The organism is Nostoc sp. UHCC 0870 (genome assembly GCF_022063185.1).
Classification (GTDB): Bacteria; Cyanobacteriota; Cyanobacteriia; order Cyanobacteriales; family Nostocaceae; genus Trichormus.
In genome coordinates this window covers 5,239,591-5,264,326 of sequence record NZ_CP091913.1, presented here as the reverse complement: position 1 = coordinate 5,264,326, position 24,736 = coordinate 5,239,591, and the positions used below count along the sequence as shown (strand labels likewise).

Genomic DNA, 24,736 nt, shown 5'->3' with positions numbered 1-24,736 from the left:
CTTGTGCTTTTTATACCTCTATTGTTTTTGGGGTGCTGCTACAGGTTTCTGTAATCCAAAGCCATCAAATAATTCGTTAAGTTTGAGCGTCACACCCAAATACAGCCCCCCCGCCGATCGCGTTCCTGAAAAATCCCGGTCATCAACTTTACCAAAAGCATAACCAGCACCTAGACGCAGGTTAGGACTCAAATAATAACCGGCTTCCACCACAAAGCCCGTCTCAGTATAGTTAGGTTGACCAATCACACGCGCCTCACCGACTAAATCCCAACTATAGCCGAGGCGATAGGTAGCCCGTAATTGTCCGAGATTTACCGTACTCGTACCCGCTAAATCATTAGCTAAATAAGAAGTGCTATTACGCAACGCATACTTACCATAAAATTCCCATTGCCAATTAGGTGCATAAATTGCTTCTACGGCAAAGGTATGATCTTGTGAACCTGTACCACTACCTAACAGGATGGTGTCGGGAATAGTTGCAGGGTTTTGGCGATATTCATAACGCAACAAGGCGTTAAATTTATCGTTGGCGGGGTCGCGGTAAGCTAAACCCAATTTCAAATTCACTGTATCACCCAGTCCCGAAAGTTTTTGATTGGCTGAGTTAGCTTGTTGATAGCGGACTAAACCTGTCAGCGCAGGGGATATTTTACCTAAAGCTGCGGCGGAAATCACGGTATTAGAACCGCCGGAGGAAGTGCGATGTTCATAACGCACACTGGCTTGAAACTCAGGATTATCCGAATATTCCAAGCCAACACTGTAACTATCACCGCCATTAAATCCAATAGCGGAAGCACTTTGTCCAGGTGCAAATGGTTGGGGAAATTGTTGACCTGCGGCGGTGCGGTTGAAGAAGTTACCAAAGACGTGTTCGTAAGCCAGATTCAACCGCAACCCAGAAGCAATCATCCAGTGATTCTTAATCCCTAAAGCACCTTGGGTAGTAATTTCATTAGCCCCACCGATAATGGAGTAACGACCAGTTAAGGTTGTATCTGTACCAAGTTTATGTTCGCCGTTGACACTTAAGCTGGTGATGGAATTTCCTGCTAACTGACCACCACTGTAAAACTGTTGGGCGAGACTAACATTGATACCAGATACAACAGCCCAATTCAACCCTAAAATAGTGCGGTCTGGGTAGACTGTATCTTTTTGGGAAGATAAGGTAAGTTCATTTTGGGCTTGGAAAGTCAGGTTATTGGCTAGAGGATAGGTGAAACGACTACGCAATTGGTCTGATGAGCCATTTAAGGCGTTAGTCGAAATCCGGTCTTGGCGATCGCGGTGAATCCAATCAACGTCTATACTAGCTTTACCTAGGCGTTGTTGTATCCCCGCCGAAATTGTTGTGAGGGAATTATCAACTTTACTACCGGGGATGGCTTCTGAACGTGGTGAAAATAATTCTTCAAATGTATCTAATGGTTGGGGTGCAATCCCAAAGTTATCTTCATGGTCGTACTGCACCCGAATATTTGTAGTTTTAGTAACTCTCCCTGTTAACTGTCCGCCATAGCGAGTTTGACCAGGAACAAAGCTAATGGTGGCGTTATTCGCAAAACCTGTATCGGCGTGGCGATAATAGGCGCGACCTTGTAAACCTTTAAAAATCTCTCCCTGGGCTTCTAGACGGTAAGCTTCACCGCTTACCAGTCCCATAATGTCAGAATCATTGGTGGAATGGGCATATTCTGCGGTTAACTTACCTTGAGAACCTAAAGAGATCATGGCATCTGCGCCATAGAGTTCAAAACCCCGTAATCCTTGATTTTCTCTGAGGTAGGTAGCACCTAGCCAACTTTCTTGATTGAGGGTGCGGGAAAAGTTGTATTGCAAACGAGCTGCATAGATGTTGCTGTCAGAGTTGTCACCGTCATATTGATAGCTAACAACAATCCGCCGCACGAGAACTTGTCCCGTTTCGTCAATATCTGTCCGCAGAATTGGTTCACGGAAAATGAGAGTACCGCGATCGTAATCTATTTCGTAGTCTCTTCCCCTGTTTAGTTGTTCCCGTTGCAATACTGTACCGGGGCGATTTAATTCTTCTAACTCAATGAAGACATTTTCACTCCCAGGAACTAATAGCCGACGGGACAGGAAATAATAACCGCTAGTCCCATCAGGAGGAATTGTATCCCGTTGAAAAGCCTCTAAATTATTGCCATAGAAACCTGTAATTTGCAGATTCCCTAAATTGTAGTTGGCTTTGAAACCGTGGAGTTGTCGCGTTACTGCTGTAAACTGCTGCGAAGAACGGGCAAACTCTTCTGTATTGTAGTCACCCCACATGGCATAATCAGGGGCAGCTCCAGGGATACGAGAGGAACGCTCAAAACGTAGATATAGGCTATCAATGGAAGGTGTCACAGCATCAACTGTGGAACTGTCACCGTAAACGGGATAGTTTTGTTCGCTAAATTGATAACCCCTAAACAGGCGATTATCACAGTTACAATCTTCGTTCAAACTACGAGAACTGTTGTATGCACCCGTAAATAACCATTCGCCAAAAGTACCCGTAGCAAAGATAGCTGACTGAAAATCTAATTGGGTGCTGTTATCTTTATCGGGAGGGAGAAAATCACGGAAGCTACCGTAATAGTTTGTTCCCCTCGCACCTAAACGCAAATCTATCACCCCAGTTACCAGACTGGGACGCAACGCCGTTTCAAATTGCAGTTGGGTAAAAGCTTCTAAATTATTAGTTACGGCTCTAATTCTCACAGTTTGGGCTTTGAGATCAGAACGCAATTGAGCTGTAAATTCTCCTTTCTTCACCTCTACCTGAAACCCTGGTTGTTCTGGTTTCAAGTCTGTTCCTACTAACTCGCCAGCCGTGGGGATTAAAGTAGCGATCGCATCTTGATTAGATCGATTACCATTTATATCTAGGAGTTGACCTTTAATGGTAGCTATTGAACGTCCATCAGCCGGGATACGAGACTCAATGGTTTCTATGGTTAATTTGCTGGCTGTTCCCCTAACTACTACTCTAGCTGTAACAGGTGTTTCTGTACTTCCGATGATTTGAGCAGAAAGAGTATTTTCACCGTCTTTCAGAGAGACTCCATACCATGTCTGCGTTACTAAGTTAGTATCCCCATCGGTTGCTGTTTTTCCTATTAACGAAGCATCAACTAATACACCATTTACCCGCAGTTCCACCTGACTACCAACAGGAAACTGTACCGTTACTGTAGTTGCTGGAACATCTACAATGCTGTCAGTTATGGGGGTGAGGATTGTGATTAGGGACTGGGGACTGGGGATTGGGGATTGGGGACTGGGGACTGGGGATTGGGGATTGGGGATTGGTTCTGCTGCTATTAACTTACTTAAGCCTCTTGGTAAGTGGGTTTCGGTAGCTGGTTGGAATGTGGGGATTTGTTGAAGTTTTTCTGGGATGGGTGCGGTGAGTTTGCTTAAAGCTAATGGTACTTCAATTTCATCTGAGGGTTGAAATGGTGGGATGGCGTTTTCAGAAATCTGAAAATTTTCCGTTTCTGCTTCTGGGGAAACTTGCTTTTTTAATTGAGTGGTTGTTTGACCTAACCCCCTAACCCCCTTCCCTACTAGGGAAGGGGGAATATTTAAAGGTTCTTGTTCTGTTGGGGGCGAGGGGTTTTCTAATTCTGGTAAAAATTCTGCGTGATTATTCGTCTCAGCAGTTTCACCATGAGCTATAGCCGGATACAAAACACAGCTAAAAGCCCCTACCATCACTCCCATTAACCTTAAATTGAAATTAGTTACAGGTTTCATGGCTTAACTACCTCCTCTGAGATAGGAGTGATGGCGAAATTCATTCTTACCAAGCCACCTGGTTCTAAACGCACTAGGCGAGATTGGCTATTACGTTCACGGAATTTTTTGTTGGGTGCGAGTTTGTAACCGGGAACACTGGTGAGGTCTAATACGCCGGCGTGACTTCCAGGTAAGGCGTTAGCTACGGAAAACAAACCATTGGGGTCAGTAGTAATGCGGTTGCCGTCTTGTAAGAAAATCACCGCGTTGGGAACGCCTGGTTCTCCTGGTTGTTGTTCCCCATCGAAATTTTTGTCTACAAACACCCGACCGATAATTGTGCCGCAGTCAGAAACTATACCGGGACGAATTCTTAATTGATGGGTAGCTGGGCCATCTTTAATACTAAACTGATTATCAGCACGTAGAGCATTAGCGATCGCGCTATTCTTCCCAGTCCCCCGCAGAGAATCGGTTGTTAATTGCGCTGCGTAGGCAATATTTAGCACTTTCCCGACGGGGATATTCACATCTGTGCTGAAGGTGACTGTACTACCGTTACGTGTAGAGGTGATGGCGACTGATTGACCATCTATTTCTCCCCGGACAGCTTTCGGTAAAAAGTTAAATCCTAAAGGTAAGTTATCGGTGACAACTACATTACTTAAAGCCGCATCAGATAGGTTACGGACTGATAGACGATAGATTACAGTATCGCCTGGTTCAGCCGCAGCGCGATCGCCTGTTTTGATGATCTGCATCTGGTTGGCTTGACACATATTCGTAGTGAAGTTAAAAGCTAGTAAATCCAGTCCCTCCACTTCCGCATTTGCCACTAAAACCACTGTGTCTTCTACTCTGGTATCACCTGTAAGACTAATTGGTTGACCATCTAAAGAAGTGGCAAGATAACGTACAATACTGTTATTAATTGCGCCTGTACTATTAAGAATTTCAATCTTGATCCGTCGTTGCTGATAAATAGAATTAGCTGGCGGATTAACTACAAGAATGTAAGTTCTTCCTGGATCAGTTTGACCTTTATTGGGGTCAAATAAGAAATTATAAACACCAGCCGGATTATTGGTAATGAAATAAGGGTTACTATTTTCTATATTTGGTGCTTTACCACCAGGAATATTATTATTAGGAATATCAGGTAATTCTGTGCGTGTTAAATCAACTAATTGCCCCAGTTCTGTCCCAGTTGGATCATTAGGATTAGTTTCATATACACTCACCGAAAAACCTGTATAATCTGGTAAAATCTGACCTCCACAACCTAAAATTCGTCCTAATGGGTCAACTAAAGGCTCAGGATTTAAACTAAGCTGACTAGTAAGTCCTTGATATCGATTATTGCTAGCAGTATCTTGATAAGTATAAGTAGCTTGATTTGTGAGATTGACCACACGAGCATCTTGTGCAGTAGCTGGTATAAAGACGCTAGTCTGCAACAAACTGCTAAGGAGAATTGTTGCTGTTAACTGTTGATACCTGTTACTACCAAAATTATTTTTTTTCCTGTTATGAGGAAGATTCACTGACTTATCTCCTCAGAAGCATCCTGATATTTATGAATAAAGGCATTTATTTAAAAGTGACAATTATTGTCAGACCAAAGAATTAAGGCTTGTAGTAAGGACTTTAGTGCTGAAAAATTAAGGACTAAAGTCCTTACTACTAACTTGCTAATAGGTAAATGTTGCCCAAAAACAGTACAAAAGTAGTCAGTTAGCGTACCTGAGTTTGATAGGTCGCCTGAACTGTAGTTTTTGCTGCTACAGAGGGAAGTTTTAAGCGGATGTGAGTATAAGCAGTTGCAGGTGCTGGTTTAGTTTCGACTTTGCCACTAGGAAGGGTAACTTTAATTGTGGGATTGTCTACAAAATTACGTCCGCCATCGATGCTGTAGGTAATTTTGGCATCTTTATTAGTCATATTGGCAGACTTCAACACATACAACATCCCTTTAGGAATGGGTTGATTGAGAGTAAGATTTTTAATGGGGCGATCGCTCTTATTTTCCCCACTCAAGGTATAACGTAATATATCCCCTGGTTGCACTACAGCTTTACCTTGTAATGCTTTCCATGCAATCTTTTGCTTCCCTTGTTGGTCTTTAGTCACAACTTGCTTTTCTGCTGCTAAACGCAGTTGCAATTGTGGTTGCTTTTGAACATTTTGCGCCACCACACTGCTAGATGACCAAGAAGTGACCCCCGGTAAATTCCCGATAAATGGTACAGTAGCAATTAGAGCAAATGCTCCCATACCTGCAATTAAAACACCCTTCATTCAAGTCGCCTCAAAAACTCTTAGATATATAATTCCCATGTTTGTAGTAAGGACTTTAGTCCTTAATTCCTCAGCACTAAAATACTTACTACGAACCTTGCAAACCTTTAGTTAACCTTACGACGGAAGGTAAATGTTCTTAGCTGACCCGGTGCTACCTGACCAGTCACATTATTTACATATCTAGTCACATCGGTAGTTAAGGTTGTCCCAGTCTGGTCACTACCAGAGGTAGTAGCTGGATTACCGTTAAAGAACTGGATATTACCATTAGGATCAGTTGCTGAACCAATAATATTACTGGTATCAATCTGACCATTACTATCGTTATCTAATGCCCAGTTATTAGGAGATGTCACACCATTTTCATTAATCACCACATTGCTGGCGTTCAAAATGATGTTATTGTTTCCAGACTGTGGCTCAGAAATATTACTGTACTGAATCACGTATTCAATAATATTTCCCGGTACAGGACTCTTGGCAGTATCACTAAGTTGACCATCAGCACCTGCTACTGGCTGTCCATTTGCATCTAAGATTCTGGAGAGTTTCTCCAGTTTCAAGTAACCAGTATATACACGGTCGATAGTTGTATTACGGACAGTCTCAGAACCCAAACCACCAGTACCATCATCGACAAAAGCTGTAATTGGAACTGGGAAACCTCTGTCAATATCTGTAGATAATTGAGTTCCAGCAGGTAAATCAATTTCCACACCGTAGTTAACATTAGTGCCAGCCGGGACATTAGGAATGGTAATGTATTCAGTGGTAGCATCAATAGCTGATTGATCACCTGTGGTTGCAGGATTGCGATCAGTATCAAAGAGGAAATTAGTTCCATTCCAAACATAGGCTCTAGATTCAGAACCATAGGTAATGGTGACTAATGTACCTGTGGGTAAATCGCTAGCAGTTGCAGGTGGTGTAGGTACTAGAGAATAGCTGCTGGGGTCAGTACCACTATTTCTGATTGTGTTAGTGAAAGCTACTGGTTGCGGGTTAAGTGTAGAACCTGGTGTTGTACCTGCTGGTACTAAAGAAGATTTGTTAGTGAAGTCATCATTGGTTGTACCAGATGGGCCAATGGCATCAGGAGCATTGACAGGGCCATTGAGAACTGCTGAAGTTACAGGAACTTCTATAGTGAAGATGTTGGCTTCACCACCTTGTCCAACCCCAGTGTTATCGTTATTACCGTCAACTCCTGTTTCTGGCGTAGCTGGTGTATCAATAAAACCATCATCAACACTAGTGTCAGGAAGAGTATCAGGAACACCATTGCCATTAGTATCTGTACCTAGAGGTGGTGTCATGTTACCGGGTTGACCATCAAAGTTACTGGGGTTTTGATCACCAGATTCATCGTATACAGGCGCGTTAGTACCGGGAGTTTGACCAAATACTTGGGCGATGTTGGCAACTTGCAGAGGTGAGATTGCGCCAGCTTCAACCGCTAATTGAATCGAAAAACCCGTAACTGTGACATTTGGTGCAACAGAAGTAACCGTAGCAGGGTTGTTGATAAAACCAACACGGGTAACTGTACTTAGAGTACCGGGTGCTGTTGTCGTCCATGTAGCAGCATTCGCATCTGTTGTTACTGGAGTGGTAGTATAAACTGGTATCCATCCAGTCGGGGCAGTTGGTACTGCTGCTAAATCTGTACCCATAGGAATTGCATCGGAAATTAAGATGCGTTGTTGAGTAGTTACACCTGAACCTGTATCAAGTTGAATATTTGTCCCCTCTAAAGCGGTTGGTGTAATTCCCTGTCCTGTAGTATCATTGCCTTCAACTCTTAAACTCAACCCATAGGTGAGGGTGTCATCTGTAATTGTGTTAGTGGTATTGTTGTTATTGTAATTAGTACGAGTCTTGAGAATAGTAGCTAAAGAGTAAGTCTTAACTGCACTACCTACTGGGACATCTATAGATGTATCGCTAGCTTCCCTAGTACCATTCACAGGTGCGCCAGCTACTTCACCAGGACTACCATCAGCATTATCTACGGTGTAAACGTCACCACCGTCAGGACTTCGCAAGACGTTTTGAGCATTGGCGGGAGTATTACCCAACTTAACAGTGATTACGTCACCAGGTTGCGCGCCTGACTGTACAGTAATTGGGACTCTGACTAAGACCTGACCCCCTACAGGAATATTGGGTACGGTTACATCTGAGCCAGTGATATTAGTCCAGGTTGTACCATTGTCTATACTATATTGCAGATTATTTGGTGTCCCACCATTAGGTAATGTTCCTGAGACTGTTGCTGGCCCGGTTGTGCTGGCGAGGTTGGGTATGCGGAAGCCGGTGGGGTCGTTACCGACGTTGGTGATAGTGTAGTTGAAAATTAATTGATCGTTTACTTCAACGTTACCGCCGTTATTATCTACTAAACCTGTATATTCGACGGTAATACCTGCTACTTCTGCAACCGTTACAGTAACAGTGTTGGAAGTAGTATTCAGTGGTTTGTCTGGGTCATTGGGATCTTCGTAGGTGGCTGTAGCTTCGTTGCTGATGGTTGTACCTGCTGTCGTTCCCTCGGCTAGTACAGGCGTAACAAATTGGAAAATACCGTTAGCTAGGAATGCTGTTGCTATTAAGGCGCGGTAAAGTCTAGACTTACTGGTATTATTCATTCTATGATGAGATTTCATTGGGTGTAGTTGCTGGGTAGAGTGCTGCCTGATAAATTTCGATAAGAATTAATGCAAAATACACCTGAGCCATTCAAATCTAAAATTTGATGTAAGTTGCAGTTATTTCTTTCCATAGGAAACTGATTCCAAAGCAATCTCAATTACTTCGGAACACTAGTTTGAGTTCATATCTGAACTATGATGTAACCTGATTTTTGCTTGAATCAGCTTTATTTACTGATGTCTCACCGATTAATTGTCACAGAGCGATCGCGGAACAATCACAACCTTAAATCAAAAACATCAGATTTCATAACCGTTAAACTACCAATATTCAAAGATTTACATCAAAAATATTTAGTTTTTTTCACTCATGTCAGTGTAAAAACTTATCTATTTTTTTATACAAATTTATTATTTTGATTCAGTAATACCGTAGTTTTAGTTACGTATAACTGCGCTTCAACCAAATATTGTTCTGCTGTAGAATACCCGATAGTTTTAGTCGGGTATGTTTGACGGGTATTTTTACTCGTGTTACTATTCAGCCACAGTTGACGGACAAACAGGGAAAGATAGTTACTATGACTCAGGCAGTATCCACTCCTACCAAAACAAGCAACGCCACCTTTAGTGCTTTGAAATGTAAAGAATGTGGCGCGGAATATGAACTCAAAGCCATTCATGTATGTGAGTTATGCTTTGGGCCTTTGGAAGTGAAATATGACTACAATGCTTTGCGTCTGACTGTCACCCGCGAAACCATCCAAGCTGGCCCGAACTCCATTTGGCGTTATCGTCCCTTTTTGCCCGTCGCAACTGACAATGTAATTGATGTGGGAACAGGTATGACTCCCCTGGTGCGTTCCCATCGTCTGGCTCGCCGCCTGGGTCTAAACAAACTATATATCAAGAATGATGCGGTAAATATGCCCACCCTGAGCTTTAAGGATCGGGTGGTGTCCGTCGCTCTTTCCCGTGCTAGGGAGTTGGGTTTCACTACAGTTTCTTGTGCAAGTACCGGTAACTTGGCAAACTCTACAGCTGCGATCGCAGCTCATGCCGGTTTAGACTGTTGTGTATTCATCCCCTCCGATTTAGAAGCTGGTAAAGTCTTAGGAAGCTTGGTATACAGTCCTACTTTAATGGCTGTTAAAGGTAACTACGACCAAGTAAATCGCCTGTGTTCGGAAGTTGCTAATACACATGGTTGGGGTTTTGTCAACATTAATTTACGCCCATATTATTCTGAAGGTTCTAAAACACTAGGCTTTGAAGTAGCAGAACAATTGGGTTGGGAACTACCAGACCATATAGTTGCACCTTTGGCTTCGGGTTCACTGTTCACCAAAATTTATAAAGGTTTCAACGAATTTGTAGAAGTTGGTTTGGTGGAAGGTAAAAACGTCCGCTTTAGTGGCGCACAAGCAGAAGGTTGTTCACCAATCGCCGAAGCATTTAGAGAAAACCGCGACTTTATTAAACCAGTTAAACCGAATACAATTGCCAAATCAATTGCGATCGGCAACCCAGCCGATGGTGTTTACGCCGTTGAGATTGCGAAGAAAACTGGCGGTAATATTGAATCAGTCAACGATGCAGAAATTATCGAAGGTATGAAGCTGTTAGCCGAGACAGAAGGTATCTTCACAGAAACAGCCGGCGGAACTACCATTGCTGTACTGAAAAAATTGGTAGAAGCTGGCAAGATAGATCCAGATGAAACTACCGTGGTTTACATCACTGGCAACGGTTTAAAAACCCAAGAAGCAATACAAGGCTATATTGGCGAACCTTTGACAATTGATGCCAAACTCGATAGTTTTGAACGTGCATTAGAGCGATCGCGCACTTTAGACCGCTTGGAATGGCAACAAGTTCTTGTTTAGGGAACACCAAAAAATAAATTATCCACAATCGATGGTTGGGTAAGGTGCGTCAGTATGAATAATTTCTGAGTATAGTTAGGTTATATCGCACTGACGCACCCTACAGTCTGGATATTTTTTTGATCTGGAAGTCCCTTAGTCATTAGTCATTAGTTATTAGTAAACTACATAATGGCTATTGACAATCTCTCTGTAACAACTGACCACTATTAACTCACTATGGCTGTAAAAGTTTTAGTCCCTACTCCTCTACAAAATTTCACTAACAATCAAGCTGCTCTAGAATCTAGTGGTAGCACCATTGCTGAACTTTTAGACTCTTTAGAAACAAGCTTCCCTGGGATTAAATCGCGGTTGTGCGATGAAAAGGGACAGCTAAGACGCTTTTTGAATTTGTATGTCAACAGCGAAGATATCCGTTTTTTGGAGGGTATCGCTACACCTTTGAAAGATGGGGATGAAGTTAGTATTGTCCCGGCTGTCGCAGGTGGCTGATATAGTAAAAGTTTGTCCAACAATATAGTTTTAGTCTCTCTGGATACTATATCTAGTAAGTTACGGCAGAAATAAAACCATGATCTGAGAAGAGGTAAAAAGCGGTTTTTTATTTTGCTTTGTAGTTCTAGAGAGACGGTAGATGTCAACTGTTATTAGCATGAGTAGTTTTTATTACTCGTGCTTTTTGTGTTTCACTTCAGCTTGGGCGACTAGAAGTGGCGGCTACACAAACAAAACCTGCGGAAGCAGGTTTAATAACGCCTTGATTTTGCATTAGTACAGGGATGCTCTATACTGTCTCCTGTCCCCTGTCCCCTGTCCCCTTACTCACTTATGTCTTCCACTCCTCTGACATTAAATCTAGTTGAAGGTTCTATTGGTTTCAGTTTTTCCCCCGAAGCGGCGAGGGAATTAAAAGCGGCGATTGATCAATTGATGGTAGGACTGAAAGCGGTGGCGGCCAAATCCAACCCAGGTACTAAAGTTAGTCCTCAACCACCTTTGGAATATCGTTACACGGGTGAGGTATTTTTAGAAATTTTCTGTAATCCTAATATCTGGCCTACCCCCTTTGCAGCTAAGGTATTGCTCACTGTGCGGGATGTCAATATTCGGTTGACTACGGAAGCTGAATTGGTGCGGGTGATTGAAGATATTAACCAGTATTTAGAGCAAGTTGGATAAATAAAAGCAAGATGGTGCGTTTTGTGAACGCACCCTACAATTTTGACATCATTTAAACAATTGACAATACCCAATCGCGGAAAATTGGGTTTACCTGATCTGGTACTTCATCATGGGGACAATGACCAGCGTTGAGAAAATATTCTGTTAACTCAGGATAATATAGGCGAAACTTTTGGGAACGTTCTCTAGCATTCATCCAAGGATCAGCTTCTCCCCAAAGTAGTAATAAAGGGCAAGTTAATTGCTTTAATAAGACATCAACTTTTTCACCTTGAGGAGTGCTAAACACTGAGACAAACACATCCAAAGCACCAGGTTCGTAAGCAGGACGGGCAATTTCTGCTACTAATTGATCTGTGATTGCTGTTTTATCAAGATAAACTTTTTCTAAGGTTCGGCGAATTACCCAATTTTGTCGCAAGTATTGAAATAATAAAAACTGGGCTAGAGGTTGTTGAAAAATCCATTTAACACTAGTACCCAAAAGTTTTTGTAAGGGAGATGGTTGTTTAGGTGGTTGAATCTGTGATTGTAAAGCTTCTGGTTCAGATGTAGATGGAGTGACACTAAAGGGGCCAGCACTGTTAAGTAAAACTACACCAGCTACACTGTCAGGACGTTGAGCCGCTACACATAAACAAGCATAACCCCCAAGGGAGTTACCAGCTAGTATTGCTTTTTGACCAATCACTTCACTAATAAAATCATGGAGTTGGTCGCGCCACAAGTCGCCGCCATACTCTAATTTTGCTTTGGCTGAACGTCCAAATCCTAACAGGTCGATCGCAAATACTTCAAATTCAGTACACAAACCTGTGATATTCTTACGCCAGTGGTCTGTGGAAGCACCAAAACCATGCACTAAAAGTAATGGCGGACGGTGAGGTTGTTTTTCTCCCGCACGGACATAATAAATTTGATGCCCTCGCCACTGCCAATATTGTCCAGGAATAGGGGTTGTAGAAGGGGCGGTTTTTACCTGCATAGTTTTAATAAATGTTAAGTATTTTTATTGATTGTAAAGCAGATGTGGGGGAAGGGGACAGGGGACAGGGGACAGGGGAGACAAGGGAGAAAGACTAATAATTATGATTACAGGCAAAACTAAACTATTGGGTGTGATTGGGTATCCGGTGGGACATTCACTGTCACCAGTGATGCACAATGCAGCAATTGCTCATTTGGGGTTAGATTATGTGTATCTTCCGTTACCTATTGAGCCACAAAATTTAGAAGTGGCGATCGCAGGTTTGGCGGCTGTGGGTGTTGTCGGGTTTAGTGTGACAATTCCCCATAAACAAGCAATTATCCCGCTACTCTCAGAAATTACACCCCTGGCTCAAGCTATAGGTGCAGTTAATACCGTGAGCCGGAAAAATAATCAATGGGTGGGTACAAACACGGATATAGTAGGATTTATTCACCCTTTGCAAACTACTTATAAACAAGATTGGAGTCAGAAAATAGCCGTCATTTTAGGGAATGGTGGCGCGGCTAGGGCGGTTGTTGCAGGTTGTCACCAGCTAGGTTTTGCAGAAATTCACGTGGTGGGGCGAAATCTAGAGAAATTAAAAGATTTTCAGCACAGTTGGGAATATTCACCCATTGCGGACACTTTACAAGTTCATACTTGGGATAAATTAACACAACTCATTCCCCAAGCCGACCTACTGGTAAATACAACCCCTATCGGTATGTATCCCAACGTGGATGATTCGCCTGTGAGTGTAGATGAAATGACGAATCTACAATTGGGTGCGATCGCCTATGATTTGATCTATATCCCCCAACCGACCAAATTTCTCCAATACGCACAACAACAAGGGGTAATCGCAATTGACGGCTTAGAAATGCTAGTCCAGCAAGGTGTTGCAGCCTTAAAAATCTGGTTACAGCAAGACGATATACCTGTAGATGTCATGCGCCAAGCTTTGAGACAACATTTAGGCTTAGAAAATAGGTGTTAAAGAACAAAAAATTGTTTGTAGTGGTTCTTTAATTACGAATTACGAATTACAGATTACGAATTACGGATTACTAGAATCAACCTTTTCTAAAATAAACTTAATAGCATTTACGATTAAATCAGGTTGATCAATCCAAACAAAATGGCTACTTTTATGAGCTTTAACTTGTGTACAATCTGTAGATAAACTAATTATTTGCTTGTGCATTTGATCTCGTAAATGATTAGCTGCTTTTATCGGTAAAAGTATCGTCCAAATAGAAGCCTGAAAAAAAGTATGCGCTTTAATGCTAACTATAGGTAATGACCCAAAATTATTAGTTAATTGGAGTTGGCGACTGCTCTTATCCAGGTTTAAGAGTTCACGACTCATGGTAATCCAGTGTTTAGGGCGGCAAAAAGAACGCTTAATTGGGTTGAGTGCGGCTTGAGGAAATTTAATTAAATCTGGCTTAATAATTTCAAAAGTACCAATCAATTTGAGTAATCTGATAATGCCAAGCATTGATCCTAAAATTGACATGAAGAAACCAGAAACAAAAAATAGTTTCAAAGCTTGTAAATAGATGGACATTTTCAGCATTCCTGTTTCATGGAGTCCATCAGTAAGTACCATCCCGATTACTTTTTCGGGAAAATAATGGGCATATAACCGGACGTTATAACTACCAAAGGAATTACCTACAAGAATATAAGGTGGCTCAATTCCTGCTTGTGTGAGGAGAGAATCTAATTCTGTAACAATTTGCTGACTGGTGCGTGGATGAGGACTATGATTACTCCAACCATACCCAGCACGATCATATATACAAACTCGTGATAGCTTGGCTATTTCTTGTACAAGTAAATAACCTTCCATTCCGCCTAAACTGTGTTCTAAGACCACAGTGGGGCTAGACTTTCCCGCCGTGTAAAAGTGTAAGCGATATCCACCCACATCAATCAGTTGTCCTGGTGGCGGCTGTCGATTTTCTATTAAACTTGCGATCGCCTGATAAAAAGTTGTGGCTAATAGTACGATAATTTCGATAGGGGATGGCATTCTAGATGGTTGGCGTAAAATTCTAGAATAGCCGTCAATTAGCCAAACCGTTGCTTTTGTAGTTGGTACTGTCGCCATTTTTCTTGCTGACACACTCTTTTCTCTGGGGTGAGATGATCAAAACAGTAGGAACAGGACATACCTAACTCATATTTGGGTGAGGCTTTATCTTTTTCAGATAGAGGATGTCCACAGCAGAAGCATAATTGATGATTCCCTGTTTCTAACCCATGACCTACGGCTATGCGTTCATCAAAAACAAAACATTCCCCTTCCCATAGACTTTGTTCTGGGGGGATTTCTGCTAAATATTTGAGAATGCCGCCTTTGAGGTGATAAACTTCCGTAAAGCCTTGGGAAAGCATGAAAGCAGAGGCTTTTTCGCAGCGAATTCCCCCAGTGCAGAACATGGCTACTTTTTTGTGTTGATTGGGGTCAAGGTTTTGACTGACATATTCGGGAAACTCGCGGAAGGAATCGGTTTGTGGATTTTGCGCCCTTTTAAAAGTACCGATATGTACCTCGTAATCGTTGCGAGTATCAATCACGGTGACATCTGGGTCAGCAATTAAATCATTCCATTCCTGAGGGGTGACGTAAATACCTACCTGTTGATTTGGGTCAACTTCCGGTACACCCAAAGTCACAATTTCTTTTTTTAAACGCACCTTCATCTTTTCAAAAGGTGGGTTTTCAGCCGTAGATTCCTTGTGTTCTAAGTCTGTGAAGCGAGGAAAAGAACGCAGATGGCTAAGAATTGAGTCTATTGCTGGACGCGAACCTGCGATCGTCCCGTTGATTCCTTCTTTGGCTAAAAGAATCGTTCCCTTAATGCCTTGTGCTAAACAATAAGACAATAAGGGTGCTTGCATCTCGGTAAAATCCGGTAAACTCACGAATTTATAAAACGCGGCAACAATTTGGGTATTTTCTTGGTTCATCCCTTTGGTAAAATTACAACTTTCTGGTATATTTATCTAAGTGAAATAAAATTACTCACATTTTTATTTTACGGGGGTTTAGCTCAGTTGGTAGAGCGCCTGCTTTGCAAGCAGGATGTCAGCGGTTCGAGTCCGCTAACCTCCATACTTTCATTGAGTTAAGTTTGTTTGTAGTAAGGACTTTAGTCCTTAAATAGAAAAGCACTAAAGTGCTTACTACAAACCTATTAAAATTAATGTACTGACTTGAAAAAGGGGTGTAGGGGTGTAAGGGTATAGGGGTGTAAGGGAAAGACTTTTTCATGTTTTCTTGTGTACGCAGTTCATGATGGCTACTTAGAACGATGAAATACTACTGACAGATTATTGGCTGGCATTTGGTAAGTTGCCTGTAAGTTGAGATTTTCTTTACTAGCGACTGCTACAACGTCCTCTAAGTTGCGTACACCCCACTCTGGATTTTGAGCGCGTAAAGATTCGTCAAACGCCGCGTTACTGGGTGCGGTATGTTTTCCGTCTTGTTTATAGGGGCCATATAAATAGAGAATACCGCCTGGGGGTAAAATGCGCCCAGCACCCGCCATTAGTCCCAAACAGGCTGACCAAGGGGAAATGTGAATCATATTAATATTTACAATGGCAACTATGGGGGAGTAATGACTGTCTTGGTCTTTTTCTACTGGCCAAATTGGTTGTGCAGCATCCAGTTCTAGAGGGGGATAAAGATTATCGCTGGGGAAATGTTCTGCCCAAGTTGCAATACTAGCCCGTAATTCGGGATTAGGATCAGAAGGTAGCCATTGACGGGGAGTGAGGCGGGGGGCAAAAAATATGGAATGTTCGCCAGTACCGCTTGCTATTTCCAAGATAGTGCCACTGGTGGGTAAGACTTGCAAAAGCAGTTCTAGAATGGGTTCACGATTGCGCTGTGTAGCTGGGGCGTATTTCCGTGCGTCTTCTTGTGGTGTATTCATTTGACTGTGTAGCCTGTCTGGGATATTCATCTGATAATTAAGCTAACAGCGATCGCCCGCGCATATTATATTAATTTTGTCTTGAGGGTTAAGCTATGACTCAAGCCTTATTACCTGGATTCCAAAAACTCTTCAACTGTCAATTCAACGTCACTCGCAATCTGTTTGAGCAGTCTGGGGGAAATATCACGACCTTTGTGAAATGGAACAGTTGTTGCTCGACCGTCTTCATGGCGAAACTGCTTATGTGAACCTCTTTGACGAACTTCTACAAAACCGAGATTTTCTAGTATGCGAACAACCTCTTGAGGTTTCAAAACAGGAATACTGCTCATGAGCTAAGAAATGACAATTTGCTGAGTACCAACAAATTCAGTTGTGAAAGTTGGATTTTTATCCTCTAGTAACATCTCGATTACTTCACGCAGATTCATCTGTAACTCGTCTAAAGTTTCAGCTTGAGAATGCGCGCCAGGAAACCCAGGAACGTAGCCCACATATAAACCAGTGTCCATGTCTTTCTCAACAACCGCAGTAAAGGTTTTCATAATGGCTTAAGTAGAACAACTTGAAAAAACAAAACTATGTTAAGTAATGTAAAAAAATAGGATTGAGTTCGTAGTAAGGACTTTAGTCCTTATTTTAGGACTAAAGTCCTTACTACAAACCTTTAATTATTTACGCCGTTCTACTTAGAACTTATTGATTTGTTAAGCGTTGCTCACCAACTCCAGGGAAGACTTGCCTGTAATTCGAGGCTACCATGCTCCTGCTGATTCAGGTGTAGTCGCTCTGGGATATTCATCTGATAATTAAGCTAACAGCGATCGCCCGCGTATATTATATTAATTTTGTCTTGAGGGTTAAGCTATGACTCAAGCCTTACGCCAGTTAGTGACATTTGATGAATTCGTTGCTTGGTATCCAGACAACCCACAGCGACGTTATGAGTTGCATGATGGAGTAATTATTGAAATGCCGCAACCCACAGGCGACCATGAAGAAGAGATTGGATTCTTGGTTGAAGAAATAGTTACGGAATATAGGCGTTTACAACTACCTTACTTCATTCCCAAAACTGCATTAATTAAACCATTAGACAACGAATCTGCATATTCGCCAGATGTGGTGATATTGAATCGCCCCAACTTAGTTAACGAACCTCTGTGGAAAAAAACATCAACAGTTAGCCAAGCTGCATCAGTTCCGTTAGTTATTGAAGTGGTGAGTAGCAACTGGCGAGATGATTATGTTAAAAAGGCTAGTGATTATGAAGTGATAGGAATTCCAGAATATTGGATTGTTGACTATTTAGGATTGGGTGCGAGGCGATTTATTGGCAACCCTAAACAACCCACTATCTCAATCTACACTTTAGTAGAAGGCGAGTATCAAGTCAATCAATTTAGAGATCAGGACTTTCTCATCTCACCGACGTTCCCAGAACTAAAATTAACCGCCGCACAAATTTTTCAATTTGGTCAATAGTTCTCCCTTGTCTTCCCAGTCAACAGTAAACAGTCAACACTTCCCGGAGATTCCTTTGCCTAAATTTATTACATCTGTCCAACCGCCGCTAAAATTTATCCCTCACCGATTTAATCCGCTTATCCTGCGAATCTTTCACGGGTTGTTGCCGATTATCTTACGGTTTCGGACTCGTCCTTGGCTACCGGCGGGAATTGTCGGAGTGGAAGCGGAAAATGTTGAGGTCTTGGCGGAACTATATGCACAATTCCAAACTGGTAAAATTCGCCTGTTGATGGCATTTCGTCACCCAGAGGTAGAAGACCCCCTGTGTGTACTATATATGTTGTCGCGTCTTGTACCACAAGCAGCACGTCAGCAAGGAATCAAGCTACAATACCCAATTCACAGCCATTTTCTCTATGACCGAGGTATGACTATCTGGGCTGGGGAGTGGTTGGGGTGGTTGTTTTCGCGGTTGGGTGGTGTGGCGGTGCGTCGTGGACGGCGATTGGATAAGCAGGCGATTCAAACGGCGCGGAATTTATTTGCGAATGGGAAATTACCGATCGCCATTGCCCCGGAAGGAGGTAATAATGGTCATAGTGGCGTTGTTAGTCCCTTAGAACCTGGTGTGGCGCAAATGGGGTTCTGGTGTGTGGAAGATTTGCACAAGGCTAACCGGGATGAAACTGTGGTGATTGTGCCGATTTCGATTCAATATCACTATATTCAGCCACCTTGGTTAAAACTAGATCAGTTATTAAGTAAGTTAGAAGCTGATAGTGGTTTACCAGTCAAGTCTATTGGTGATGGCGTAAATCAACCGGAAATTTACTATCAACGGATTTGTCGTTTAGGTGAATATCTGATTACGGAGATGGAAGAGTTTTATCGCCGCTTCTATCATCAAGATATCCCGAAAGCGAGCGTATCTGAAGCCTCGAAGACACCCAATGAGGTGTTAATAGATAGGCTACATTACTTACTAGATAAAGCTTTGCAAGTTTCCGAGCAATATTTTGGCGTGCAACCCCAGGGTAATTTTATTGACCGTTGTCGCCGTTTGGAAGAAGCTAGTTGGAATCTGATTTATCGGGATGATTTACCAGATATAAATACTTTACCACCCTTTAAACGGGGACTCGCTGACTGGGTAGCCCAGGAAGCAGACTTACGGGTACAGCATATGCGCCTGGTAGAAAGTTTTGTAGCTGTTCAAGCTAATTATCTGCAAGAACAGCCAACTGCTGACAGGTTAGCAGAGACAGCTTTACTGATGTTTGATATGTTATCCCGTATTCAATCATCTACATTACCAGGGCGATCGCGTTTAGGTTTACGAAAAGCAACACTAAAAGTAGGTGAACCCATTTCTGTGACTCAACGCTGGGAAAAAGTGCAGCATGACCGTCAAGCAGCTAAACGTGCTGTAAGTGGTTTGACGCAGGATTTGCAGTTGGCGTTAGAACATTTGATTGAGGAATAGTGTATGAGGTGACAGGGGACAGGGGACAGGTGACAGTGATAAAGAAGAAAATATTGGGGTTTTTTAAGAAAAAATCAAGGATTTGTGACGGTTTTTAGTTGTGTAGGTTGGCTGAGACTACGGAAGTATAGACTACCTACGGTTAGCCAAAACAGCAGATAGGCGATCGCCTGGACGAGATACAGTTTTTGGGTGTAGCCAAATAGGGTTTTGAACAAAATACCTGGAAACTGTCTATCAGGTAAGATTCCTGATAAATCCCACATGAGGGGGCCGAGAAGACAAGAGGTGTTTTCTAGTCCGCAAGTGTTAGATATTGAGGGATTGATGTGGTTAAAGGCGATCGCAGCTGCATCTAGATGTCGCAAAGCTGAAATCACTAAGCCAGAGACAATAAGCAGTAACAATACACCCATTGCTTGGAAAAATTGTCGCAAATTAATGCGGATGCTCCATTTAAATAGCAGCATACCAATGACAACAGCCATACCTAGTCCAGCGATCGCACCCAGTACAGGTGTCCAGCCTTCTTGAAACTTAGCGACGATAAACACAGCCGTCTCTAAGCCTTCTCGAAATACAGCGATAAAAATGAGGCTAAAAATTCCCCAAGCTGCTTTGCTATCTTGACCTAATGCACTTTTAACAGAGCCTTCGATTTCTGCTTTGAGAAACCTTGCTTGTTTAGTCATCCAGATGAGCATCCAACTGAGCATAGCGATCGCAATTACACCCAGTCCCATTTCAAATAATTGTTTGAAAACAGGTGCATATATATTCTCAGATGTCTGTAATCCTTGGATACCTAAATTTAGTAATAAACCAACCACAAAACTAGCTATAGCGGCGGTAAAAATTCCTAAATATACCCAACGATGCAATTTTTGTTGTTCAGCTTGTTGTAAACAGGCGAAGACAATACCGACAACTAAAGCAGCTTCTACACCTTCTCTGAGGGTGATAAAGAAAGTTGGTAATGCAGCACTCCAATCCATATTCCTAAATGTTTTCTGTAGGGGATAATTCTACGGTTTTAATAGCCGCAGATTCTTTATCTTTAACAGATTTTTCCTGGTGTGAGCCATGCTTTGATTTTTTGGACTTATGTCCTTGTGGTTTTTCGGGGTTTATCTAATAAACCCCTACACCCCTGTATCGTGAAAGTTTACAATAGTTTGTCTGGTGTGATGGGCAGGTCACGGATGCGTTTACCTGTGGCGTGATAAACTGCATTAGCGATCGCAGCTGCTACGCCGACAATTGGTAATTCACCCAAGCTTTTAGTTCCCAGTGAGTTGACATGAGGATCGTGTTCTTCAATAAATTGCACTTCCATGTTGGGAATATCTGCATGAACGGGAATTAAGTAATCGGAAAGGTTTGCACCAATTATTTTACCGCTATTCATATCCATAACGGTTTTTTCCATCAATGCCATCCCAATCCCCCAAGTAATACCGCCAATTACCTGACTGCGTGCTGTCTTGGTGTTGAGAATGCGTCCTGCACTGTATACGCCTACGCACCGTCTAATTTTGACTTCACCTAATAACTCATCAACGGCTACTTCTACAAATACCGCACCAAAGGAATATTTGGAATATTGTTTACTTTCTGGATTGGGAGATGTAGCTTCAGTCACTACTAAACTTTCTAACCCATGACGCTGCAAAATCTCCGTGTAGCTATCTCGCCTGGATGGTTCTGGTTTTAAAAAGATTTGTCCTGACTCAACGCTGATATCTGTTATTTGACACCCATAAAGTTGTGAGTTTGAGTCTGCTATTGCCATTTGTATCAGCTTTTCTCGTGCAGCAGTAGCGGCTTGATGCACAGCAGGGGATACACTAGCCACGGTGATGGAGTTACCTGTAATGGGTGCTGTGGGAAGATTGCTATCACCTAAGCTAAACTGCACTGGTTGACTAGATAAGCCTAACGCCTCAGCCGCGACTTGAGTCATAACTGTATAAGTTCCCGTACCAATGTCTTGAGTTCCCGTTTGGACGCTGACTTCCCCTGTAGCAAAAATTTCTACTTTGACAGTTGCAGACATGGAATGGGTGGGAAATGTTGCACTCGCCATTCCCCAACCTATCAGGAAGTTACCATCCTGCATAGAACGGGGTGTAGGGTGACGTTTTGACCAGCCGAAAAGTTCTGCCCCTTTTTGGTAGCATTGTTTGAGTGATTTACTTGACCAAGGTAAGCCTGTTTGGGGGTCGATATCTGCATGATTTCGCAGTCTAATTTCGATGGGGTCAATATTTAAGGCATAGGCTAGTTCATCCATTGCCGATTCTAAGGCAAACATCCCCGGTGCTTCCCCTGGCGCACGCATAAAGGTGGGTGTACCTGCATTTATTCGCGCTAAACGGTATTTTACTTGCAAATTAGGACAGGCGTAAATCATTGTAGTGGCTGCGCCTACAGGTTCTACAAAGTCATCAAATATGGAAGTTAAGGATGTCCCGATGTGTTTGATGAGGGTTAGCTGTCCTTGTTTGGTTGCGCCTAGGGTGAGTTCTTGGTGAGTTTGGGATCTATACCCGCAGTTAGTATACATTTGCGATCGCGTCAGCACAACTTTCACCGGACGCTGGACTTGACGAGATGCGATCGCGGCTAGAATAGTATGGGAACGTAGCAAAGCTTTACAACCAAATCCCCCGCCTAAATATTTGGAGATGACACGGACATTTTCTAGCGGTAGTTTTAGCACCCCTGCAAGGCGTTTCTGTGTACCGGAAATACCTTGCGTAGTTTCATATATTGTTAGATTATCACCTTCCCAAATGGCGATGCTAGCAGAAGTTTCTAGGGGATTATGATGTTCCATTGGGGTGCTGTACACCTGTTCAATGAAAATATCTGCCTGGGGTTTACCTAATTCAATATCGCCTCTGGTGATTTTTCCAGGCATAATGCCAAAAAAGATAGATTCTGGCTCAAATACTTCTGGTAGTGCTTGCGCCATTGTGACTGTCGGCGGTTCTTCCTCGTAGGTGATTTTTACTAGAGATGCACCATATTCAGCCTGTTCTAAGGTTTCGGCAACTACAATGCCCAAGGGTTGCCCATGATAGTGAATATTATCATCTTTCTCTGGTGGGGTGGGGGTGGGAATAAAGGGGATATTGATTAAGTTGGGGGTTTGATGATAGGTGATAATATCTATTACACCAGGGACGGCTAAGGTTTGGGTTGTGTCTATGGTGAGGACTTTACCTTTAGCGATCGCACTTTGAAATATTACTCCATAGGTTAATTTTTCTATAGGAATATCGGCTGTATATTGAGCTTCTCCTGTCACCTTTAATCTACCATCGACGCGATTGAGGGGTTGACCGATAATGTTATTCATATCTTTTCGCTGGGTGTTGGGGATTAATTTGGCTCACGCAAAGGCGCAAAGACGCAGAGAAGAGGAGTTAGAGAACTTGAATTTTCAGCTTGTTTATTTCTCTGATTCTTCCCTCTGCGCCTCCGCGTCTGGAGCGTGATAAATCTTACTGATTATTCACTAAGTGCGCGTATTAAAACACGTTTTACTAACTCAATTTTGAATTCGTTATGTTGCTGTGGTTTGGCTTCTTTAACTGCTAATTCTGCCGCAGTTGTTAATGTATCTTGATTTAGTGGTTTCCCTTGTAGAAATTCCTCAACTTCCCACCCACGCCAAGGTTTAGTTCCTACTCCACCGAAGGCAATTTTGGCAGTTTTAATTGTGTCTTCTTCTCTATCTAAAGCAATGGCTACAGATGTTAAAGAAAATTCATAAGCTGCTCTATCTCTGACTTTTAAATAATGTGATTTTGTACTAAAATTATCATTTGGTATTTCCACAGCCACAATTAATTCTCCAGGCTGTAACAGTGTTTCTTGATGTGGTGTATCTCCAGGTAATAGATAAAAATCATGAATAGAAATTCGGCGTTCTTGTTCTGCACCTTGAATACAAATTACTGCATCTAATGCCGTTAAAGCTACTGCTAAATCTGAGGGATGTACGGCAATACAATGTTCACTAGTGCCGAAAATAGCGTGCATCCGGTTGTAACCGTTAATTGCAGAACAACCTATACCTGGGGTATGTTTATTACAGGGGAAAGTTGGATCACGAAAATAAGAACAGCGTACTTTTTGCAATAAATTACCGCCAACTGTCGCCATGTTTCTAAGTTGTGGTGACGCACTTTGATTTATGGCTTGGGTAATAACTGAATAGTGTTTCTGAATATAAGGATGAAAGGCGACATCAGTTAGCCGACAAATTGCACCAATGCGAACTCCTGCGGCGGAGACTTCAATATTAGCTAAAGGTAAACTGTTAATATCAATTAATATATTGGCTGACTGCACCCTATCTTTCATTAAGCCTAATAAATCTGTACCACCTGCGATAAATGCCGCAGTTTGGTTTTGTGTTAAGGTCAAGATTGCTTCTTCTTTTGTTGTTACTTTGGCATAGCTAAATGGCTGCATCTTCTATTCCCTCTAGTACCTCTTGAATAGCTGCAATAATATTGGGATAAGCACCACATCGGCAAAGATTACCACTCATTTTTTCACGAATTTCTGCTTCTGATTGGGGTATTATTTCAGCAATCATCCCTAAGACAGATACTATTTGACCAGAAGTACAGTATCCACATTGAAAGGCATCATGGTTAATAAAAGCTGTCTGTATTGGGTGGAGTTCACCATCTTTTGCTAATCCCTCTATGGTAGTAATTTCGCTGTCTGTGTGCATGATTGCTAAAGTCATACAAGAGTTAATTCTTCGCCCATTTATCAATACAGTACAAGCACCACATTCACCGCGATCGCACACTTTTTTAGTCCCTATCAAACCCAGCTTCTCTCGCAGCGCGTCTAGTAACGTCATACAAGGTTCTAGATTTACCAAATAAGACTGATTATTTACACATAAAACCATTTCTACTTCTTCTGAGGGAAATATTTTTATGTCTTCATTAGCAAAATTATGACTTGTTGGAGATATAATTTTTTTGTCCATATGTAATTGGATATTTTCTCTTTTGTAGATGAATTTTGGCAATATTTTCAGCTAA

At 42.3% G+C, this 24,736-nt stretch carries 20 protein-coding genes and 1 tRNA gene; 7 read left to right on the top strand and 14 right to left on the bottom strand.

Annotated features, from left to right (window positions below; genetic code table 11):
* Nucleotides 1-18: 18 nt before the first annotated feature.
* From L6494_RS22260 to L6494_RS22245, 4 genes are all read right to left on the bottom strand, one after another.
* Complete coding sequence (locus L6494_RS22260; protein ID WP_237989923.1) at nt 19-3,777, bottom strand: TonB-dependent receptor; 3,759 nt, start codon at nt 3,775-3,777, stop codon at nt 19-21.
* On the bottom strand, nt 3,774-5,303 hold the full coding sequence (locus L6494_RS22255) for a hypothetical protein (RefSeq protein ID WP_237989922.1): 1,530 nt from the start codon (nt 5,301-5,303) through the stop codon (nt 3,774-3,776). The genes L6494_RS22260 and L6494_RS22255 overlap by 4 nt, the downstream gene beginning before the upstream one ends.
* Nucleotides 5,304-5,493: 190 nt before the next feature.
* Nucleotides 5,494-6,057 carry a hypothetical protein gene (locus L6494_RS22250; RefSeq protein WP_237989921.1) on the bottom strand — a complete coding sequence of 188 codons (564 nt, stop codon included), beginning with the start codon at nt 6,055-6,057 and terminating at the stop codon, nt 5,494-5,496.
* 107 nt (nt 6,058-6,164) lie between these two features.
* Nucleotides 6,165-8,708: a DUF7925 domain-containing protein gene (locus tag L6494_RS22245; RefSeq protein WP_237989920.1), complete on the bottom strand. Its 2,544-nt coding sequence runs from the start codon at nt 8,706-8,708 to the stop codon at nt 6,165-6,167.
* 584 nt (nt 8,709-9,292) lie between these two features.
* Between L6494_RS22245 and thrC the strand changes: the two genes are divergently transcribed.
* From thrC to L6494_RS22230, 3 genes are all read left to right on the top strand, one after another.
* A complete protein-coding gene (thrC, locus tag L6494_RS22240) occupies nt 9,293-10,597 on the top strand; it encodes a threonine synthase (protein WP_237989919.1) in 1,305 nt (434 codons plus the stop codon).
* Between the two features lie 219 nt (nt 10,598-10,816).
* Nucleotides 10,817-11,092 carry a MoaD/ThiS family protein gene (locus L6494_RS22235; protein WP_237989918.1) on the top strand — a complete coding sequence of 92 codons (276 nt, stop codon included), beginning with the start codon at nt 10,817-10,819 and terminating at the stop codon, nt 11,090-11,092.
* A 336-nt stretch (nt 11,093-11,428) separates the two neighbouring features.
* Nucleotides 11,429-11,779 (top strand): hypothetical protein, encoded by a 351-nt coding sequence (locus L6494_RS22230; RefSeq protein WP_237989917.1) that lies wholly within the window; start codon nt 11,429-11,431, stop codon nt 11,777-11,779.
* Between the two features lie 52 nt (nt 11,780-11,831).
* On the opposite strand, the gene L6494_RS22225 is transcribed toward L6494_RS22230, so the two are convergent.
* Nucleotides 11,832-12,767, bottom strand: a complete 936-nt coding sequence (locus L6494_RS22225) for an alpha/beta fold hydrolase (protein ID WP_237989916.1) — start codon at nt 12,765-12,767, stop codon at nt 11,832-11,834.
* 103 nt (nt 12,768-12,870) lie between these two features.
* On the opposite strand from L6494_RS22225, the gene L6494_RS22220 reads away from it, so the two are divergent.
* Nucleotides 12,871-13,749, top strand: coding sequence for a shikimate dehydrogenase (locus L6494_RS22220; RefSeq protein WP_237989915.1), 879 nt, complete (start codon nt 12,871-12,873; stop codon nt 13,747-13,749).
* 60 nt (nt 13,750-13,809) lie between these two features.
* Here the strand turns inward: L6494_RS22220 and L6494_RS22215 are convergent, their stop codons facing one another.
* Nucleotides 13,810-14,790, bottom strand: a complete 981-nt coding sequence (locus tag L6494_RS22215) for an alpha/beta fold hydrolase (RefSeq protein WP_237996221.1) — start codon at nt 14,788-14,790, stop codon at nt 13,810-13,812.
* Between the two features lie 38 nt (nt 14,791-14,828).
* On the bottom strand, nt 14,829-15,731 hold the full coding sequence (gene trhO / locus L6494_RS22210) for an oxygen-dependent tRNA uridine(34) hydroxylase TrhO (protein ID WP_237989914.1): 903 nt from the start codon (nt 15,729-15,731) through the stop codon (nt 14,829-14,831).
* A gap of 72 nt (nt 15,732-15,803) precedes the next feature.
* On the opposite strand from trhO, the gene L6494_RS22205 reads away from it, so the two are divergent.
* Nucleotides 15,804-15,876: transfer RNA gene (locus L6494_RS22205), tRNA-Ala, on the top strand.
* 187 nt (nt 15,877-16,063) lie between these two features.
* Here the strand turns inward: L6494_RS22205 and L6494_RS22200 are convergent.
* The 3 genes from L6494_RS22200 to L6494_RS22190 form a co-directional block, all read right to left on the bottom strand.
* A complete protein-coding gene (locus L6494_RS22200) occupies nt 16,064-16,705 on the bottom strand; it encodes a class I SAM-dependent methyltransferase (protein ID WP_237989913.1) in 642 nt (213 codons plus the stop codon).
* 110 nt (nt 16,706-16,815) lie between these two features.
* Nucleotides 16,816-17,040: a type II toxin-antitoxin system HicA family toxin gene (locus L6494_RS22195; protein WP_237989912.1), complete on the bottom strand. Its 225-nt coding sequence runs from the start codon at nt 17,038-17,040 to the stop codon at nt 16,816-16,818.
* Between the two features lie 3 nt (nt 17,041-17,043).
* Nucleotides 17,044-17,253 (bottom strand): type II toxin-antitoxin system HicB family antitoxin, encoded by a 210-nt coding sequence (locus L6494_RS22190; RefSeq protein ID WP_237989911.1) that lies wholly within the window; start codon nt 17,251-17,253, stop codon nt 17,044-17,046.
* Between the two features lie 322 nt (nt 17,254-17,575).
* On the opposite strand from L6494_RS22190, the gene L6494_RS22185 reads away from it, so the two are divergent.
* Nucleotides 17,576-18,193: a Uma2 family endonuclease gene (locus tag L6494_RS22185; protein ID WP_237989910.1), complete on the top strand. Its 618-nt coding sequence runs from the start codon at nt 17,576-17,578 to the stop codon at nt 18,191-18,193.
* Nucleotides 18,194-18,248: 55 nt separating this feature from the next.
* Nucleotides 18,249-19,661: a lysophospholipid acyltransferase family protein gene (locus L6494_RS22180; protein WP_237989909.1), complete on the top strand. Its 1,413-nt coding sequence runs from the start codon at nt 18,249-18,251 to the stop codon at nt 19,659-19,661.
* A gap of 74 nt (nt 19,662-19,735) precedes the next feature.
* On the opposite strand, the gene L6494_RS22175 is transcribed toward L6494_RS22180, so the two are convergent.
* From L6494_RS22175 to L6494_RS22160, 4 genes are all read right to left on the bottom strand, one after another.
* The gene (locus tag L6494_RS22175) at nt 19,736-20,656 is read right to left on the bottom strand and encodes an FTR1 family iron permease (RefSeq protein ID WP_237989908.1); all 921 of its coding nucleotides are present in this window, start codon (nt 20,654-20,656) and stop codon (nt 19,736-19,738) included.
* A gap of 170 nt (nt 20,657-20,826) precedes the next feature.
* Nucleotides 20,827-23,025: a xanthine dehydrogenase family protein molybdopterin-binding subunit gene (locus L6494_RS22170; protein ID WP_237989907.1), complete on the bottom strand. Its 2,199-nt coding sequence runs from the start codon at nt 23,023-23,025 to the stop codon at nt 20,827-20,829.
* Nucleotides 23,026-23,177: 152 nt separating this feature from the next.
* Entirely contained in the window at nt 23,178-24,146 is a 969-nt protein-coding gene (locus tag L6494_RS22165) for an FAD binding domain-containing protein (RefSeq protein WP_237989906.1), read from the bottom strand.
* Entirely contained in the window at nt 24,133-24,681 is a 549-nt protein-coding gene (locus L6494_RS22160; protein WP_237989905.1) for a (2Fe-2S)-binding protein, read from the bottom strand. Before L6494_RS22160 ends, L6494_RS22165 begins: the two co-directional genes overlap by 14 nt.
* Between the last annotated feature and the right edge of the window lie 55 nt (nt 24,682-24,736).

What these genes read in the sequence shown, in the direction of transcription:
- L6494_RS22165 (WP_237989906.1), bottom strand. Translation starts at nt 24,146, where the DNA reads ATGCAGCCATTTAGCTATGCCAAAGTAACAACAAAAGAAGAAGCAATC.
- L6494_RS22215 (WP_237996221.1), bottom strand. Translation starts at nt 14,790, where the DNA reads ATGCCATCCCCTATCGAAATTATCGTACTATTAGCCACAACTTTTTAT.
- trhO (WP_237989914.1), bottom strand. Translation starts at nt 15,731, where the DNA reads ATGAACCAAGAAAATACCCAAATTGTTGCCGCGTTTTATAAATTCGTG.
- L6494_RS22185 (WP_237989910.1), top strand. Translation starts at nt 17,576, where the DNA reads ATGACTCAAGCCTTACGCCAGTTAGTGACATTTGATGAATTCGTTGCT.
- L6494_RS22160 (WP_237989905.1), bottom strand. Translation starts at nt 24,681, where the DNA reads ATGGACAAAAAAATTATATCTCCAACAAGTCATAATTTTGCTAATGAA.
- L6494_RS22250 (WP_237989921.1), bottom strand. Translation starts at nt 6,057, where the DNA reads ATGAAGGGTGTTTTAATTGCAGGTATGGGAGCATTTGCTCTAATTGCT.
- L6494_RS22175 (WP_237989908.1), bottom strand. Translation starts at nt 20,656, where the DNA reads ATGGATTGGAGTGCTGCATTACCAACTTTCTTTATCACCCTCAGAGAA.
- L6494_RS22225 (WP_237989916.1), bottom strand. Translation starts at nt 12,767, where the DNA reads ATGCAGGTAAAAACCGCCCCTTCTACAACCCCTATTCCTGGACAATAT.
- L6494_RS22245 (WP_237989920.1), bottom strand. Translation starts at nt 8,708, where the DNA reads ATGAATAATACCAGTAAGTCTAGACTTTACCGCGCCTTAATAGCAACA.
- L6494_RS22195 (WP_237989912.1), bottom strand. Translation starts at nt 17,040, where the DNA reads ATGAGCAGTATTCCTGTTTTGAAACCTCAAGAGGTTGTTCGCATACTA.
- L6494_RS22220 (WP_237989915.1), top strand. Translation starts at nt 12,871, where the DNA reads ATGATTACAGGCAAAACTAAACTATTGGGTGTGATTGGGTATCCGGTG.
- L6494_RS22235 (WP_237989918.1), top strand. Translation starts at nt 10,817, where the DNA reads ATGGCTGTAAAAGTTTTAGTCCCTACTCCTCTACAAAATTTCACTAAC.
- L6494_RS22260 (WP_237989923.1), bottom strand. Translation starts at nt 3,777, where the DNA reads ATGAAACCTGTAACTAATTTCAATTTAAGGTTAATGGGAGTGATGGTA.
- L6494_RS22200 (WP_237989913.1), bottom strand. Translation starts at nt 16,705, where the DNA reads ATGAATACACCACAAGAAGACGCACGGAAATACGCCCCAGCTACACAG.
- L6494_RS22170 (WP_237989907.1), bottom strand. Translation starts at nt 23,025, where the DNA reads ATGAATAACATTATCGGTCAACCCCTCAATCGCGTCGATGGTAGATTA.
- thrC (WP_237989919.1), top strand. Translation starts at nt 9,293, where the DNA reads ATGACTCAGGCAGTATCCACTCCTACCAAAACAAGCAACGCCACCTTT.
- L6494_RS22230 (WP_237989917.1), top strand. Translation starts at nt 11,429, where the DNA reads ATGTCTTCCACTCCTCTGACATTAAATCTAGTTGAAGGTTCTATTGGT.
- L6494_RS22190 (WP_237989911.1), bottom strand. Translation starts at nt 17,253, where the DNA reads ATGAAAACCTTTACTGCGGTTGTTGAGAAAGACATGGACACTGGTTTA.